This is a genomic window from Streptomyces sp. NPDC012474, from assembly GCF_042955185.1.
Lineage (GTDB): Bacteria > Actinomycetota > Actinomycetes > Streptomycetales > Streptomycetaceae > Streptomyces > Streptomyces cahuitamycinicus.
This window is the reverse complement of record NZ_JBIBEP010000006.1, coordinates 1-15,996: the sequence shown is the minus strand read 5'-3', so window position 1 is coordinate 15,996 and position 15,996 is coordinate 1. Positions and strand designations below refer to the sequence as shown.

The 15,996-nt window shown below is 70.7% G+C and carries 14 protein-coding genes and 1 rRNA gene; 11 read left to right on the top strand and 4 right to left on the bottom strand.

The annotated features are described in order from the left end of the window. Positions 1–6: 6 nt before the first annotated feature. Positions 7–705, bottom strand: coding sequence for a phosphatase PAP2 family protein (locus ACFY9S_RS15105; protein ID WP_391127713.1), 699 nt, complete (start codon positions 703–705; stop codon positions 7–9). 246 nt (positions 706–951) lie between these two features. Continuing rightward, positions 952–1,953, bottom strand: a complete 1,002-nt coding sequence (locus tag ACFY9S_RS15100) for an NlpC/P60 family protein (protein WP_391127710.1) — start codon at positions 1,951–1,953, stop codon at positions 952–954. Positions 1,954–2,614: 661 nt separating this feature from the next. Between ACFY9S_RS15100 and ACFY9S_RS15095 the strand changes: the two genes are divergently transcribed. From ACFY9S_RS15095 to ACFY9S_RS15065, 7 genes are all read left to right on the top strand, one after another. Beyond that, positions 2,615–3,919 (top strand): peptidase S8, encoded by a 1,305-nt coding sequence (locus ACFY9S_RS15095; protein ID WP_391127707.1) that lies wholly within the window; start codon positions 2,615–2,617, stop codon positions 3,917–3,919. 479 nt (positions 3,920–4,398) lie between these two features. Then, entirely contained in the window at positions 4,399–4,707 is a 309-nt protein-coding gene (locus tag ACFY9S_RS15090) for a hypothetical protein (RefSeq protein WP_102913377.1), read from the top strand. 208 nt (positions 4,708–4,915) lie between these two features. Continuing rightward, positions 4,916–5,734, top strand: a complete 819-nt coding sequence (locus tag ACFY9S_RS15085; protein ID WP_391127705.1) for a hypothetical protein — start codon at positions 4,916–4,918, stop codon at positions 5,732–5,734. Continuing rightward, entirely contained in the window at positions 5,724–7,049 is a 1,326-nt protein-coding gene (locus ACFY9S_RS15080) for a hypothetical protein (protein WP_391127702.1), read from the top strand. Before ACFY9S_RS15085 ends, ACFY9S_RS15080 begins: the two co-directional genes overlap by 11 nt. Further along, on the top strand, positions 7,046–8,602 hold the full coding sequence (locus tag ACFY9S_RS15075) for an SCO6880 family protein (protein WP_391127700.1): 1,557 nt from the start codon (positions 7,046–7,048) through the stop codon (positions 8,600–8,602). The genes ACFY9S_RS15080 and ACFY9S_RS15075 overlap by 4 nt, the downstream gene beginning before the upstream one ends. Positions 8,603–8,608: 6 nt before the next feature. After that, positions 8,609–10,018: an ATP-binding protein gene (locus ACFY9S_RS15070; RefSeq protein ID WP_391127697.1), complete on the top strand. Its 1,410-nt coding sequence runs from the start codon at positions 8,609–8,611 to the stop codon at positions 10,016–10,018. Positions 10,019–10,035: 17 nt separating this feature from the next. Next, entirely contained in the window at positions 10,036–11,595 is a 1,560-nt protein-coding gene (locus ACFY9S_RS15065) for a type IV secretory system conjugative DNA transfer family protein (protein ID WP_391127694.1), read from the top strand. A 6-nt stretch (positions 11,596–11,601) separates the two neighbouring features. On the opposite strand, the gene ACFY9S_RS15060 is transcribed toward ACFY9S_RS15065, so the two are convergent. Next, positions 11,602–12,144 carry a GNAT family N-acetyltransferase gene (locus ACFY9S_RS15060; protein ID WP_391127693.1) on the bottom strand — a complete coding sequence of 181 codons (543 nt, stop codon included), beginning with the start codon at positions 12,142–12,144 and terminating at the stop codon, positions 11,602–11,604. Positions 12,145–12,236: 92 nt separating this feature from the next. Between ACFY9S_RS15060 and ACFY9S_RS15055 the strand changes: the two genes are divergently transcribed. Genes ACFY9S_RS15055 through ACFY9S_RS15040 form a run of 4 tightly spaced genes read left to right on the top strand, consistent with a single transcriptional unit; the run spans position 12,237 to position 15,869 of the window. After that, entirely contained in the window at positions 12,237–13,157 is a 921-nt protein-coding gene (locus ACFY9S_RS15055; RefSeq protein WP_391127689.1) for an ATP-binding cassette domain-containing protein, read from the top strand. Next, positions 13,154–13,933: an ABC transporter permease gene (locus ACFY9S_RS15050; protein WP_391127686.1), complete on the top strand. Its 780-nt coding sequence runs from the start codon at positions 13,154–13,156 to the stop codon at positions 13,931–13,933. Before ACFY9S_RS15055 ends, ACFY9S_RS15050 begins: the two co-directional genes overlap by 4 nt. Positions 13,934–13,956: 23 nt before the next feature. Beyond that, the gene (locus ACFY9S_RS15045; RefSeq protein ID WP_391128772.1) at positions 13,957–15,201 is read left to right on the top strand and encodes a histidine kinase; all 1,245 of its coding nucleotides are present in this window, start codon (positions 13,957–13,959) and stop codon (positions 15,199–15,201) included. Beyond that, positions 15,198–15,869 carry a response regulator gene (locus ACFY9S_RS15040; protein ID WP_391127683.1) on the top strand — a complete coding sequence of 224 codons (672 nt, stop codon included), beginning with the start codon at positions 15,198–15,200 and terminating at the stop codon, positions 15,867–15,869. The genes ACFY9S_RS15045 and ACFY9S_RS15040 overlap by 4 nt, the downstream gene beginning before the upstream one ends. Positions 15,870–15,918: 49 nt before the next feature. Here ACFY9S_RS15040 and rrf read toward each other — a convergent pair. Further along, positions 15,919–15,996, bottom strand: a 5S ribosomal RNA gene (rrf, locus tag ACFY9S_RS15035); the annotation flags it as partial.

Genomic DNA, 15,996 nt, shown 5'->3' with positions numbered 1-15,996 from the left:
GGAGTCCTACGCGGCGAGGTCCCGCTCCGGGGCCCGGTCACTGCGCGCCTCGGGGATCACCGTGTCCCCTCCTGCGGCCCGCCCTCCGCCGCGCACCAGCCACCCCACCCGGGGCGAGCGCTCGACGGCCCTCACCACCGGCGTCAGCAGGGCCATGGCGAGCGGCGACAGCAGCAGCGCCACGGCCGTCCCCAGCGCGAACCCGCCCACGACGTCCGTCGGGTAGTGCACGCCCATGTAGACGCGGATGAAACCGCCGAACAACGCCAGCACGAGCCCGATGAGCCCGAACCTGCGGTTGGCGACGAACAGGCCGACCGCCAGTGCCATGACGATCGTCGCGTGGTCGCTGACGAACGAGTAGTCGGTCTTGCCCTGGACGAGCACTTCGAGCCCCTGGTGGTCCAGGAACGGCCGGGGCCGTTCCACGAACCCCCGTATGGGCACGTTCACCAGCACGGCGACACCTGCCGCCAGCGGCGCCCAGACCAGTGCCGCGACGGTGGAGGCCGCGTCGTCGTCGCCCCGCCGCCGCACGGTCCACCAGCACCACACCACGAGCAGGACGATGGCGAGCAGCAGCCCGTACTCACCGACGTACTCCATGACGCGGTCGAACCAGGCCGGCGCGTCCTTGGCCAGGCCATTGATGTCGTACAGCAGGTCGACGTCAGGGTTCGACCCGGAATCGGCGAGTCCAGCCATGGCGCTGCGGCCCCTTCGTCGTCTCTCCCGGCGCACCTGTGCGTGCGCCGCTCCTGCCACCCCCGTGGTTGTAGATCCGCTTCCGCCGCACGCGTGCGTGACGCGTGCCGAATGAACGGCTGCTCGGCTACGTCATCAGGAACGCATGGTCCCCGCTGATACGTTCCACACTCCACCGAATGATCACGTAGACGTTATCGAAGAGAGACACGTCTTCGCAGCTCAGGGGGTGGGTTCACACAGGGTTCACACCGTCGTGGGCAGTGCTTTCGCGCCATCTTCGGTGACGCGGGTGGCTCCGAAGTAGTCGGGGGTGTCGATCGGGTCGAACCGGATGACCGCCCCGGTCCGGGGCGCGTCGATCATGTACCCGCCTCCGACATAAATGCCGACATGCCGGATGGTACGGGAATTGGTGAGGTCGTCCGAGAAGAACACGAGGTCGCCGGGGAGCAGTTCGTCCCGCGAGGGGTGCGGTCCGGCGTTGTACTGGTCGTTGGCGACGCGCGGCAGCTTGATGCCCACGGTCTCGTAGGCGGCCTGGGTCAGTCCCGAGCAGTCGAAGCGTCCGCCCTGCTCAGCGGTGCCCGTGCCGCCCCAGAGGTAGGGCGTGCCGAGCTTCTTCTGCGCGTACTCGATCGCGGCGGCGGCCTGCTCGGAGGGGTCGACCCGTCCGACCGGCGCCGCGAAGCTCTCCGAGAGCGTCGTGATCCGCTTCACGTAGTTCCGGGTCTCGCTGTACGGCGGCACGCCCCCGTACTTGATCACCGCGTATGCCCCCGCGTTGTAGGCGGCCAGCATGTTTTCGGTCGGATTCCCGCCAACCTTCTTCACGTACGACGCGAGCTCGCAGTCGTAGGAGGCGGCCGAGGGGATCGCGTCCTTCGGGTCCCACACGTCACGGTCGCCGTCGCCGTCGCCGTCGATGCCGTGGCCGGCCCAGGTTCCGGGGATGAACTGCGCTATGCCCTGCGCGGCCGCGTGGCTCTGGGCCCTCGGGTTGAAGCCGCTCTCCTGGTAGAGCTGGGCGGCGAGCAGGGCCGGGCTGATGGCGGGGCAGAGGTTGCCCCACTTCTGCACGAGGGCCGCGTACGCGGCCGGCACCGACCCCTTGGCCAGCGATTTCGCCCCGCCGCTCACGCCGCTGACCAGGTTCCCGGCGACGAGGTAGACCCCGACGACGAGCAGCATCACGAAGGCCAGGGCGGAGCTGATGGCGACACTCGCCACGATCCATGCCTTACGCACCGTCAACCGCCCCTCGCCGCCCAGGAGTCCGTTGGTCAGTGTAGAGGCGGCCGGTACGCCCGGGAATGATCACGGGGAGGAGAGTCGGGGCGGACGGAGGAACGGGCCACGGCACGGGCAGCACGGCAAGAGCACGGTGAGCCCGGCCCGGCGCACGGGTTCACGGCCCGTCACGGCTCCCACCCCGCATGCCCGGCCCGTCACGGCCCCCACCCCGCATGCCCGGCCCGTCATGGATCCCACCCCGCATGCCCGGCCCGCCACGGATCCCACCCCGCATGCCCGGCCCGTCATGGATCCCCCTCGCCCGCCCGTACAGCCGCTCCGCCTCCGCGCCGAGGACGACCGACCACCCTCGGCCGATCCGTACCCACAGGCCCGCCCGACCCCGTCGCCGCCCGGCGCGCCGCGCCGCGCCGACACCGCACCCTCGGCGTGGCCGCCCCGGGTCAAGCCTCCCCCATCGCCCGGCCATCGGCCCGTCAGTGATCAGTAAGCCCCACGCCTCCTTCAGCAATGCGGAAGTCAGTATTCCGAAACTCGTCTTGTTGTCACGTACCCAACAAGCGATCGTCGTCGCGGGTCGCCGCCCCCGCCGGGAAACACACCGGCGGTTCCCCCACCCGCAGGCCTCTGCCCACCACTGCCAGGAGGCTGTACCTTGCGCACCACACCGCACAACGCCCCCTCCGCCCTCCGCAGATGGCGCCGCACGGTCTCCGCCGTCACCGCCACCGCCGCGCTCCTCCTCACCGGCCTCGCCACCGCCGCCCACGCACAGGCCGCCGCGGACCCGGGCACCTCACAGGTCACCTGGACGCGTTCCTGCGCCCTGCCCCGCCACCAAGGCGAGATGGCCTGCAACGCCCTGCGCGTCACGGGGGGCCTCACCGCCTTCCAGAAGCAGCGGGCGAAGAAGACCGGCATCACCCCCGCCGCAGCCGACGCCTCCTCCCCCTCGGGCTACGGCCCCACCGACCTCCGCAGCGCCTACGGCCTCACCTCCGCCGCCGCGAGCAACGGCTCCGGCCGGACCATCGCCATCGTCGACGCCTACGACGACCCGAACGCCGAGTCCGATCTCGCCGCCTACCGCTCGCACTACGGCCTGCCCGCCTGCACCACCGCGAACGGCTGCTTCAAGAAGGTGAGCCAGACCGGTTCCGCCACCGCCCTCCCCACCGCCGACAGCGGCTGGGCCGGCGAGATCTCCCTCGACCTCGACATGGCGAGCGCGGTCTGCCCGAACTGCCGCATCACCCTCGTCGAGGCGAAGTCGGCGTCCATGTCCAACCTCGGCACCGCCGTCAACGAGGCCGTCGCCCTGGGCGCCAAGTACGTCTCCAACAGCTACGGCGGCGGGGAGTCCTCCGCCGATGCCTCGTACGACTCCTCCTACTTCAACCACCCGGGCGTCGCCATCACCGTCAGCGCGGGCGACGCCGGTTACGGCGCCCAGTACCCGGCGGCGTCCACGTACGTGACGTCCGTCGGCGGCACCAGCCTCACCGCCGCCTCCACCGCCCGCGGCTGGTCCGAGAGCGTCTGGCGGACCAGCAGCACCGAGGGGACCGGCTCCGGTTGCTCCGCCTACGACACCAAGCCCGCCTGGCAGACCGACACCGGCTGCGCCCGGCGCATGATCGCCGACGTCTCGGCCGTCGCCGACCCGGCGACCGGCGTCTCCGTCTACGACACCTACGGCGCCGACGGCCAGGGCTGGGCCACCTACGGCGGCACCAGCGCCTCCGCCCCGATCATCGCGAGCGTCTACGCCCTCGCGGGCACCCCGTCCGCCGGCTCCTACCCGGCCAGGTTCCCCTACGCGAACACATCCGCCCTGAACGACGTCACCAGCGGCAGCAACGGCAGCTGCACCACCGGCTACTTCTGCACCGCCCGGACGGGCTACGACGGTCCGACCGGCCTGGGCACCCCGGAGGGACTCGGCGCCTTCACCGGCTGAGCCGCCCCAGCCGGTGACAGACCGTCACCGAACACCGTCACCCGGGGCCGTGGGGGCCCGGGGGGCGGCCGATGACGAAGGGGCCGCGGCCACTCAGCCGCGGCCCCTTCGCCGTGCCAGGTAGCCTTCACCCCGGGAACACCGGCGCGACCACTCACCCGACCAGCCGTCAGAAACAGCCCGCAAAGGTGAGAAAGACCGCAAGAAGGCACAACGACGGAACCACACACCAGGTTCCGCTCAGGCCTCATTGCCCGGCGTGACCTCCCGTGATACACAGAGTAACCATACGATCCTTCGCACACCACCCGTCGCCTCCCTCAAGGACCGGGGCGGAACGGTGGCAAGGTATTCGTACGAAACCCGCCAATCAATGACGCCAAGTCGACATCCGGCAGCATCATTGTCGGCGAGAATGAGGCCTGACCTCTGCACTACCGCAGAGGGTGCGGAACTACCCAACAGGGGCGGTGACTTACATGCTGTTTGCGGCCGACAAGGGAGACATCAACACCATCATCGGCGGGATCGCTCCGGACTGGGGCCCCTTCGGCAACCTGGGCAACGAGGCGAAGGTGATGATCGAGGTCGTGATGGCGGTGGCCATCCTGCTCTGCCTCGGCATCGCCATCTGGGGCGCCGCCAAACAGCGCATCGGAGCGACCGCCCTGCGGGACACCTTCAGCGCTGAGCAGGGCAAGGGCCTCATCATCGCGGGTCTGACGGGGGTCTTCATCATCGGCTCACTCGGGACGCTGTTCACCATCGTGTACGGCATGGCCGTGTAGCCCGGGCACCGACCGCCCGGCCGGGCCCGCCCGGTTCCCCTCCATCCCACCCGCCCGTCGTGCCCACCGGCTGAGGTTGCGTTTCCCTGATGTCGAGTCACCACACCGCGCCCGCGCGGGAACCAGCACGGCTACCGTCGTACGAGGAGTATGAGAAGTACGACCGGTACGAAGTGTTTCCGCACGACGTCGAGGGGGCGTACGCGGCATGAGTCTCGGTGACGACCACGAGCCCTCCGGCGGCTACGCCGGCACGGGCCAGACCCGCACCCGCCTGCCCGACTCCGGCGACGCCTTCGGCGACCCCCGCCGCCGCTCCTCCCGCAGCCTGGTCACGGTGGTCGGCGTGGTGGTCCTCCTGATCGCGGCGATCGCCTTCGCGAACCGGGGGGACGGGGACGACAGCAGCAGCTCTGGCAGTGACAAGGCCAAGAGCTCTGCGACGGCGCCCACGGGAGAACAACCGGTGAAGTCGAAGACCGGCGACATCGCCACGGGCTACGCCCACACCGAGCAGGGCGCCCAGTCCGCGGCCACAAACTACGGCATCGCCCTCGGGTCGGCCGACATGTACAACCTCGACAAGCGGCACGCGATCGTCAACACCGTGTACGCACCCGACGTCGCGACCGCCCAGCTGCCGGAGTTCGACCAGGTGTACTCGCGGGAGAGCTTCCTCGAGAAGATCGGCCTGACCAAGGACGGGACCGCCCCGAGCGGCCAGACCTTCGTCTCGCGCGTCGTCCCGGTCGGCACCAAGGTCACCTCCTACAACAGCAGCACCGCCTCGGTCGCACTCTGGTACACGTCGCTCTTCGGCCTGTCGGGTGAAGGCTCCAAGAACCCTGTGACGGAGAGTTGGTACACCACGACGTACCAGCTGAAGTGGGTCGACGGTGACTGGAAGGTCACCGGCTTCACCCAGAAGGACGGCCCGGTCCCGGTCGGCCGCGACCAAAGAGCCTCCACCGCAGAGGACATGAGCAAGGCTGTCGAGGAGTACGGAGGGTTCACCTATGCCCGTTAGGCATCACGTACTCAAGCTCGGCGCCGCGGTTGCGGCCGTGCAGACGGCCACGGTCCTGCTGGCCACCCGCGCCTTCGCCGCCCCCACTCCTTCCCCGTCGCCCAGCAACAACGCCTGCGACCTGCTCAGGGGCGAGGCCAGAGACATCTGCGAGGGCGACACCGGCAGCGGAAGCGGCAGCGGGACCTCCCGGCTCGACCCCGCCTCCACCCTCGACCCCCTCTCCTCCCTCGCCAAGGGCTGCGCCGACGCCGCCTCCTGGACCGTCGACAAGCTCAGCGAGGCCGTGAAGGAAACCGCCAACGTCGACTTCACGAACCCCAAGTTCCTCCAGCAGTACGCCGTCGTCTTCGCCGCCTCGACGATCCTCACGCTCCTGCTCTGGCTCCTGGCCGTGGCCAAGCGAGCCGTCCGAGGCGTCCCCCTGACCACGGCCCTCTCCGAAGCCATCGGCTTCCTGTGGCTCACGGTGCTGGCCTCCGCTTTCACCCCCCTGATCCTCTACACCGTCGTATCGGCCACCGACGGCATCACCGAGGTCCTCGCGAAAGCCACCGGCGACCAGACCGACGCGTTCTTCGGCACGTTCTCCGAGGCCCTCAAGAAGGGCGAGGACATCGGCGGCGGCCCGATCATGCTGATCGTCGTCTCCCTGGTCAGCATCCTCGCCGCCGGCGTCCTCTGGCTGGAGCTCGTCATCAGGGCCGCCCTGCTCTACGTCGGCGCCCTCCTCGGCACCGTCGTCTACGCCGGCCTCGTCGACAAGAACCTGTGGGGCCACGTCCGCCGCTGGGCCGGCATCATGATCGCCGTCATCCTCATCAAGCCGGTCATCGTGATCGTCCTCGGCCTCGCCGGCGCACTCTCCGCCGACGACGGCCCGAACGCCTTCTCCGCCGTCGTCTCCGGCCTCGCCATCATCCTGCTCGCCATCTTCGCCAGCGCGATGATCTACCGCTTCGTCCCCGGCTTCGGCGACGAGATCGCCGGCTCCCGCAACAACCGCCTCATGCAGGGCGCCGAGAGCAAGGCCGCCGCGGTCATCAGCTCCCCGGCCACCCTCGTCGCGCAGGGCATCAAGACCCACAGCTCCCGCGCCGACAACAACGGCGGAGGCAGCCAGTCCTCCGCCCCCCGCCCCAGCAACCCCGCCTCCGGCGGAGTCGCCGCGCACGGTGCGCGCACCTCGAACGGCGGCGGCGGATCTGTCCCCTCCGCCGCACCCGCCCCCCGTTCGAGCAGCCCCGTCAACACTCCCCACGCCAGCAACACCCGCAACAGCAGTACCAACCGCACGGGAGGTGAAGGGCGTTGACGACCGAGTCCCACCTGTCCCATCCGGTCACGCCCCGCCGGACATACCTGATCGGCCGCGCCCGGCCGAACGCGATCATCGGCCGCAACCGCGAGACCGGCGAGATCGCCCTGATCGTCGTTGGCGCGTTCCTCGGCATGATGTGCGGGCTCCTCGTCCCGGTGCTGTCCCTGCGCATCGTGCTGCTCGCCGGGTTCCCGATGCTGGCGCTGGCCGCGGTGTACGTGCCGTACAAGCACCGCACCTTCTACAAGTGGTTCGAGATCAACCGCAGCTACAAGCGGACCCTCAAGCAGGGCACCACCTACCGCTCCACCGCGATCGAGGCCGGCACCCGGCTGGACGGCAAGGAGATCGAGGTCGGCCCGCCCCCGGGCATCGGCCGCATCACCTGGCTGGCCGCCCCCTTCGGCCCCGACGAGATCGCCGTGCTCCTGCACGCCGACCGCAAGACCGTCACCGCCGCCATCGAGATCGAGGGCCCCGGCGTCGGCCTGCGCGACAGCGAGGACCAGGAAGCCCTGGTCGACCGCTTCGGCACGCTGCTCAAACACGTGGCCAACGGCGACGGCTTCGTCACCCGCATCCAGATGCTGGCCCGCACCCTCCCGGCCGACCCGGACGCCCACAACAAGGACGTCGCCGTCCGCGGCGACGAGAAGGCCCTGCCCTGGATCCAGGAGTCCTACGACCAGCTCCAGTCGATGGTGTCCACCAGCAGCGAGCAGCACCGCGCCTACCTGGTCGCCTGCATGCACTACACGCGCGACCTCGCCGCCGAGGCCAACGCCATGGCCCGGGCCGCCCGCGCCCACGGCGGCAAGGTCGACCGGGACGCCGGCCTCGCCGTCGTCATGGCCCGCGAGCTCACCGACATCTGCTCGCGCCTCCAGGAGGCCGACATCCGCGTACGGCAGCCGCTCGGGCAGGGACGGCTGGCCTCGCTGATCCACTCCATGTACGACCCGGACCACCCCATCGACCACATCCAGGCGATGACCAAGCGCAACGCCTGGCCGGCCGAACTGGACGCCATGGAGCCCACCTACCTCCAGGCCAAGACCCGCGAGTCCTCCACCCGCGCCCCCTGGTGCCACGCCACGGCCTGGGTGAAGGAGTGGCCGATGACCCCCGTCGGCGTCAACTTCCTCGCCCCGCTGCTCGTCCACACCCCGGACGTCATCCGCACGGTCGCCGTCACCATGGACCTCGAACCCACCGAGGTCGCCATCGAGCGCATGCTGACGGAGAAGACCAACGACGAGGCCGAGGCGTCCCGCGCCGCCAAGATGAACCGCACGGTCGACCCGCGCGACATCGCCGCCCACTCCCGGCTCGACCAGCGCGGCGAGGACCTCGCCAGCGGCGCGGCCGGCGTCAACCTCGTCGGCTACATCACGGTCTCCTCCCGCAACCCCGACGCACTCGCCCGCGACAAGCGCACGATAAGGGCCTCCGCGGGCAAGTCGTACCTCAAGCTGGAATGGTGCGACCGCGAGCACCACCGCGCGTTCGTGAACACCCTTCCCTTCGCCACCGGCATTCGGAGGTAGGACCAGATGCGGGACCCGCTGTCCGTCCTCACCGACGCCTTCACCTCCTTCCTCTTCGGGAAGGTCGAGACGACCAGGCTCCCGGTGCGCACGTCCACGGGCCAGGCCCAGGCGGTCTACCTCCCGACCGCCGCCCCCGGCCTCGGCGACTCCGGCGTCATCATCGGCCGCGAGGTGTACTCCGGAAAGGGCTACATCTACGACCCCTTCCAGCTCTACGGCCAGCAGCTCCCCGCCCCCCACTGGCTGGTCCTCGGCGAGTCCGGCAACGGCAAGTCGGCGCTGGAGAAGACGTACGTGCTGCGCCAGCTCCGCTTCAAGGACCGCCAGGTCGTCGTCCTGGACGCCCAGGGCGAGGACGGCGTCGGCGAATGGAACCTCGTCGCCCAGGAGCTGGGCATAACTCCCATCCGTCTGGACCCGATGGCGGCGCTGGACATGGGCATCCGCCTCAACCCGCTCGACCCCGCGATCACCACCACGGGCCAGCTCGCGCTGCTCCGGACGATCATCGAGGTCGCCATGGGGCACGGCCTCGACGAACGCTCCGGCTTCGCCCTCAAGGTCGCCCACGCCTACGTCAACGAGACCATCGTCGACCGCCAGCCGGTGCTGACCGACATCGTCGAGCAGCTGCGCCACCCCGAACCCGAGTCGGCCGAGGCGATGAACGTCGCCATAGACGACGTACGCGCCTGGGGCCTCGACGTCGCCCTGGTCCTGGACCGCCTGGTCGACGGTGACCTGCGCGGCATGTTCGACGGCCCGACGACCGTGGGCATCGACCTCGACGCCCCGCTCATCGTCTTCGACCTGTCCCACATCGACCGCAACTCCATCGCCATGCCCATCCTCATGGCGATCGTCGGCGTCTGGCTGGAGCACACCTGGATCCGCCCCGACCGGAAGAAGCGCATCTTCCTGGTCGAGGAGGCCTGGCACATCATCAACAGCCCGTTCGTCGCGCAGCTCTTCCAGCGCCTGCTGAAGTTCGGCCGACGCCTGGGCCTGTCGTTCGTGGCGGTGGTCCACCACTTGTCGGACGTCGTGGACGGGGCAGCCGCGAAGGAGGCCGCGGCGATCCTCAAGATGGCCTCGACCAGGACGATCTACGCCCAGAAAGCGGACGAGGCGAGGGCGACGGGCCGGGTGCTGGGGTTGCCCAGGTGGGCGGTGGAGATCATCCCGACCCTCACCCCCGGCATCGCCGTGTGGGACGTCAACGGCAACGTCCAGGTCGTCAAACACCTCGTCACGGAGACCGAACGCCCGCTCGTCTTCACCGACCGCGCGATGACCCAGTCCTCCGCCGACCTCGCGGACGACGCCCTGCACGCCGCCGAACTGGAGGCGGAGGAAAGGGCCGCGGCCTTCGTGGAGCACCACCTGGGCGACTCCGAATCGACGGTGGCGTAGGCGTAAGGGGAAGACGCGTGAGACCGGACGACCGCCACACCCCGCGGGACGGCCAGGGAGGCATCCCCGACGGCCTGCTGGTCGGCGTACTGGCGTTCCTCCTCGGCATGTCCGTGCTGGTGTGGACGGCCACGGGCCTCGCCGCCCTGTTCGCTCACGGCTCCTGGCCGTCCGGCGTCACCTTCGCCCGCACGCCCCTGGCCATGCGCGGCCTCATCGCCCAGCCCCACGACATCCCCGGCGCCTGGCCCGGCACACCCCCCGGCGAACTCTCCGGCTACGGCCTGTTCTGGGGCCTGTTCATCGGCCAGCTGATGGTCCTGGTCGTCCTGACCGTGTTCGTGATGAGCACGCTGGCCCGGTGGCGGGCGGTTCGCGCGAGGCGCCGGGAGGAGAGGGTCCGGGCGGCGCAGGAACCGCCGATGCCGACGCAGCACGAGACACCGGCACAGGCGCAGACACCGGCACCGGCACCGGCACCGGCACCGACTTTCGTACAGACACCGGCACCGGAGCTTGATCCGACGGCGGTGCAGCACGAGTTGCCGACACCCCGCTCGCACCCCCCGGAGCCGGCACCGGTTCCGCCTCCGACAGCCACCGTCCCGACCACAGACCCGGCTCCCCTGTTCGCCCAGGAACGAGTGGGCAGGTGGGAAAGGGTCCTCGTGGCCCCGAGGGAGACCCGCCAGAGCACGGCAGCCCAGGCGGTACGCGACGCGGAAGGCCCCGCCCTCGTCGTCACCTCGAATCCCGCCCTCTGGCAGGAAACCAAGGACGCCAGAGCCAAGCTGGGCCCCACCCACCTCTACGATCCCGCCCACCTCTGCGACACCCCGTCCCGCCTCCACTGGTCCCCCACGGCCGGCTGCGAGGACAAGGCGACGGCAATCACGAGAGCCACCGCCCTCCTCACGCCCGTCCGTCCCACCGCCAAACTCGACCAAGCCCTCAGCGACACAGCGGAGATACTCCTGCGGAGCTACCTGCACGCCGCAGCGATCGACGGCCGCACCATCCGCCACGTCCACCGCTGGTCCCAGGGCACCCAGATCCAGGACGCCGTACGCATCCTCCGCACCAACCCCAAGGCCGCCCCCGGCTCCGCGGGCGAACTCGAAGGCGCCCTCACGGCCCACCCCGAACGCCGCGACATGGCCCAGCAGCTGACCACCCGCGCCCTGGCCGCCCTCTCCACGGTCAACATCCGCGAGGCCTGCACTCCCAACCGAACTGATGCCCTCGCCTTGGATTCCTTCGTCCACGAAGCGGGCACGCTTTACGTGGTGGGGGAATCCATCGAGGACCCCAGGACGAACCCGGGCGCGATGCCCCTCCTGACGGCCCTCGTCTCCAGCGTGGTCGAGCGCGGCCGGCACATGGCCGAACGGTCATCGGCCGGTCGCCTCGACCCACCAATGACGCTCGTCCTGGACGACGTCGCGGCCGTGGCCCCGCTTCCCCAGCTTCCGGAGCTGCTGGCCACCGGAGCGGACCGGGGCCTGCCGACCCTGGCCCTGCTCCGGTCCCGGGAACAGGGCCGCGCCCGCTGGCCGCACCACGAACTGCCCGTCTAGGCGCCACTACTCCCGCTCGAGGACGAACTCCAGCTCCAGCTCCCCGGCATCCCCCAGCGGCACCGTCACCCCGCTCGGCAGGAACCCCACCCGCCGGTAGAACCGCTGCGCCCGCCCGTTCTCCTCGTGCACGATGAGCCGCACCCGCTCGAGACCCCGCCCCCACAACCACTCCAGGGCCGCGTCGAACAGCACCTCGGTCAGGCCGCTCCCCCGCTCCTCGGGCCGTACGAACACGCCGACCACGTGCCCCTGCTTCCGCTCCACCGGGAACCCGGCCCAGTCCGTCGTCCCGGGCTCCTCCACGAGCACGGTCAGCGTCGCCACCCACCGCCCGTCCGGCCCTTCGGCGATGATCTGCTGCCTCGCGTCCGCCCCTTCGGCGGCACCGGCCGTCCGCTCCTGCCAGAAGGAGTCCGGCCGCGCCGCGGCCTCCTCGTACGTCTCCAGGAAGGCCAGGTGCGCCACCGGATCTTGCAGCGCCGCGAGCCGCAGCTCCTTCGCCGCAGGCCACTCATCGGCACGGACGGACCGGATCACATAGCTCATGTGGCCACGGTAGTACCCGGGTACGACACCCCTCACCCCGATTACCCCGCCGGTCCGACGCCCGCCGTCCCCGCACGCACGAGCATCGAAGCATGCTGACGGCACACGAACTCACCAAACGCTACGGCGACCGGACGGTCGTCACGGACCTGTCCTTCACCGTCCGCCCCGGCACCGTCACCGGCTTCCTCGGACCGAACGGCGCCGGCAAGTCCACGACCATGCGCATGCTGCTGGGCCTGGATGCCCCCACCCGCGGCCACGCCACCGTGGCCGGACGCTCCTACGCCGCCCACCCCGCGCCCCTCACCGAGGTCGGCGCCCTGCTGGAGGCCCGGTCGGTCCACCCCGGCCGCACCGCCCACCACCATCTGCGCGCCCTCGCCCACACCCACGGGATCCCCCGCGCCCGGGTCGAGCACGTCCTCGGCCTCACCGGCCTGACCGACGTGGCCCACCGCCGGGTCAAGGGCTTCTCCCTCGGCATGGGACAGCGCCTCGGCATCGCCGCCGCCCTCCTCGGCGACCCGGCCACGCTCATCCTCGACGAGCCGGTCAACGGCCTCGACCCGGAGGGCGTCCTGTGGATCCGCAACCTGCTCAAGTCGCTCGCCGCGGAAGGCCGTACCGTCCTCGTCTCCTCACACCTGATGAGCGAGATGGCCCTCACCGCCGACCACCTCGTCATCATCGGCCGCGGCCGCCTCCTCGCCGACACCACGGTCACCGACTTCGTACGCGACTCCGGCGCGGGCACCACGAAGGTCGTCACCCCTCAGGCCGGCACTCTCGCAGACCTCCTCACCGCCCCCGGCATCGACATCACCACCGACACCCCCGGCACCCTCCGCATCCGCGGCACGGACGCCCCGCACATCGGCCGCACGGCAGCCGCCCACGGCATCCCCCTCCACGAACTGAGCCCCGCCACAGCCTCCCTGGAGGAGGCCTTCATGGACCTCACCCGCGACGCGGTGGAGTACCCGGCAACCCCGCGAGGAGCAGCGGCATGACCACGGCGAGCCTCCCCTACCGCGTGACCCCGGCCCGCGTCCTGCGCTCCGAATGGCACAAGTTCTGGACCCTGCGCTCCACCTGGATCACCCTCGCCGTCACGAGCCTCCTGACCGCCGCGATGGGCGCGGGCCTCGGCGCGGCCTACGACGGATCCGGCGAAGGCGGCATGGACCCCGTCATGTTCGCCCTGCTCGGCACCCAGTTCGCCACGATCAACCTCGGCGTTCTGGGCATCCTGGCCACCGCCGGCGAGTACTCCACGGGCCAGATCCGCGCCACGATGACCGCGGTCCCCCGCCGCCTGCCCGTCCTGTGGTCCAAGGCCGCCGTCCTGGCCGCGGTCGCCCTCCCTCTCACCCTGGCGACGAACCTCCTCACCTTCCCCCTGGCCCAGTCCTTCCTCAACGGCACCGACCTCTCCGTCTCCCTCGGCGACCCGGGCGTCCTGCGCGCCCTCGCGGGCAACGCGGCCGGCCTCACCCTCCTCGCCGTCCTCGCCCTCGGCATCGGCGCCCTGCTCCGCTCGGTCCCGATGGCCATCGGCGCCTTCATCGGCCTCGTCATGATCCTCCCGGAGATCCTGGCCATGCTCCCGTACGCCTTCGTCGACGACGCCGTCCGCTACTTCCCCGGCAAGGCCCTGGAAGCCCTGACCACGGCCCAGCCCCTGCCCGGAGCCACCTCCCCGGGCGCCGCCCTGCTGGCCATGCTCCTGTGGACGGCGGCCCTCCTCACGGTGGCCGCGGTGGTCCTGCGCCGCAAAGACGTATGACGCCGGGCAGCGCGTCCCGCACGATGGACCCCGTGACGGAAGACCGGGCGCCGGAGCCCCTCACCGAGTACGCCCAGCGCCTCACCCTCAAGGTGCGCGCCTTCGACCGACGCCACCCGCTGCTGTGGGACCTCCACTTCACCGGCTTCTGGGTCGCCGCCGCCCTGATCGACTACTTCGGCGGCGGCTGGCGCAACAACGCGCTCCACCACGACGTCCCCGGCTGGCTCCTCCTCATCCTGAGCGTCGGCCTGTCGGCCCCGCTCCTGTGGCGCCGCACCCACCCCGGCACGGTCCTGGCCGCCATGGTGCCCTTCGCCCTCGTCAACGCCTGGACCGGCGCCGCCCTCCAGGCAGCCCTGCTCCAGCTGGTCCTCGTCTACCACCTGGCCCTGCGCCGCCCGCTGCGCAACCTGTGGTGGGCGACGGCACTGGTGATCGTCCCGGTCCTCGTCTCGGCCCTCCGCCACGGCGAGGGCTCCTGGCACCAGCAGATCGGCTCCCATCTGATGTCCATCACCGTGGCCGCCCTCATCGGCGCCACGGTCCGCACCCGCCGCGACCACACGGAGGCCCTGGAGGACCGCGCCCGCCGCCTGGAGACCGAACGCGACCAGCAGGCCCAGCTCGCCACCGCCGCCGAACGCGCCCGCATCGCCCGCGAGATGCACGACATCATCGGCCACAACCTCTCCGTCATCACCGGCCTCGCCGACGGCGGCCGATACGCGGCCGCCAAGTCCCCCGAACGCGCGGCCCAGGCCCTCGACGCCATCGCCACCACCAGCCGGCAGGCCCTCACCGAACTGCGCCGCCTCCTGGACGTCCTGCGCGAGGAGGAGAGGCAACAGCCCGAGTTGACCCCCCAGCCGGGCCTCACCGACCTCGACCGGCTCCTCGACGGCGTACGCTCCGCCGGCCTGCCCGTCAGCACCACCACCCACGGCAGCCCCACCCTCCCCCCGGGCCGCCAACTCACCGTCTACCGCGTCGTCCAGGAAGCCCTCACCAACACCCTCAAGCACGGCGGCCCCCACGCCATCGCGGAGATAGAGCTCTCCTACGGGGAGAAATCCGCCGTCACCGTCACGATCACCGACACCGGCAACGGCAGCCGCGCTGACGGGCCCTCGCGGGACGGCCGCGGGCTACCCGGAATGCGCGAGCGAACGGCCCTGTACGGCGGCACACTTGAGGCCGGCCCGCGCCCCGACCCGGAGCGGGGCTGGCGCGTCCGCCTGTCTCTCCCGGAGGAGTCCCCGCAGTGACCACGGTTCTCATCGCCGACGACCAGCCCCTTCAGCGCTTCGGTTCCCGCATGCTGCTGGAGAGCCAGGACGACATGACGGTCGTGGGCGAGGCGGCGAACGGCAGCGAAGCGGTCCGCATGGCGGCCGAGTTCCATCCCGACGTCGTCCTCATGGACATCCGCATGCCCGGCCTCGACGGGATCGAGGCGACCCGCCGCATCACCGCCGCCGGCGATCGCACCCGCATCCTGATCGTCACCACTTTCGACCTGGACGAGTACGCCTACGCCGGGCTCCGCGCAGGTGCCTCCGGTTTCCTCGTCAAGGACGCCCAGCCCGAGGAACTGCTCGCCGGCATCCGCGCGGTGGCCACGGGAGACGCGGTGGTCGCCCCCAGCCTGACCCGCCGCCTCCTGGACGCCTACGTCCATCACCTGCCGACCGGTGCCTCGTCGGAGGCCTCGCCTCCGGAGGACCCGCGTCTCGCTGCCCTGACGGACCGGGAACGCGAGATCCTCACGGTCATAGGAAAGGGCTGGACCAACACGGAGATAGCCACGCGTCTCCACCTGGCCGAGTCGACGGTGAAGACCCATGTGGGCCGTATTCTCGCCAAGACCGGCTCCCGTGACCGCATTCAGGCGGTCATCCTGGCGTACGACACCAAGCTGATCCAGACATCCTGAAACGCAGAAAACCCCCGTACCGAATGGTACGGGGGTTTTCTCAAGAATTGTTCGGCGGCGTCCTACTCTCCCACAGGGTCCCCCCTGCAGTACCATCGGCGCTGTAAGGCTTAGCTTCCGGGTTCGG

Bases quoted from the DNA above. Each gene is read 5' to 3' on its own strand.
- ACFY9S_RS15105 (WP_391127713.1), bottom strand. From the start codon at position 705: ATGGCTGGACTCGCCGATTCCGGGTCGAACCCTGACGTCGACCTGCTG.
- ACFY9S_RS15045 (WP_391128772.1), top strand. From the start codon at position 13,957: ATGGACCCCGTGACGGAAGACCGGGCGCCGGAGCCCCTCACCGAGTAC.
- ACFY9S_RS15060 (WP_391127693.1), bottom strand. From the start codon at position 12,144: ATGAGCTATGTGATCCGGTCCGTCCGTGCCGATGAGTGGCCTGCGGCG.
- ACFY9S_RS15085 (WP_391127705.1), top strand. From the start codon at position 4,916: ATGAGTCTCGGTGACGACCACGAGCCCTCCGGCGGCTACGCCGGCACG.
- ACFY9S_RS15050 (WP_391127686.1), top strand. From the start codon at position 13,154: ATGACCACGGCGAGCCTCCCCTACCGCGTGACCCCGGCCCGCGTCCTG.
- ACFY9S_RS15070 (WP_391127697.1), top strand. From the start codon at position 8,609: ATGCGGGACCCGCTGTCCGTCCTCACCGACGCCTTCACCTCCTTCCTC.
- ACFY9S_RS15080 (WP_391127702.1), top strand. From the start codon at position 5,724: ATGCCCGTTAGGCATCACGTACTCAAGCTCGGCGCCGCGGTTGCGGCC.
- ACFY9S_RS15055 (WP_391127689.1), top strand. From the start codon at position 12,237: ATGCTGACGGCACACGAACTCACCAAACGCTACGGCGACCGGACGGTC.
- ACFY9S_RS15090 (WP_102913377.1), top strand. From the start codon at position 4,399: ATGCTGTTTGCGGCCGACAAGGGAGACATCAACACCATCATCGGCGGG.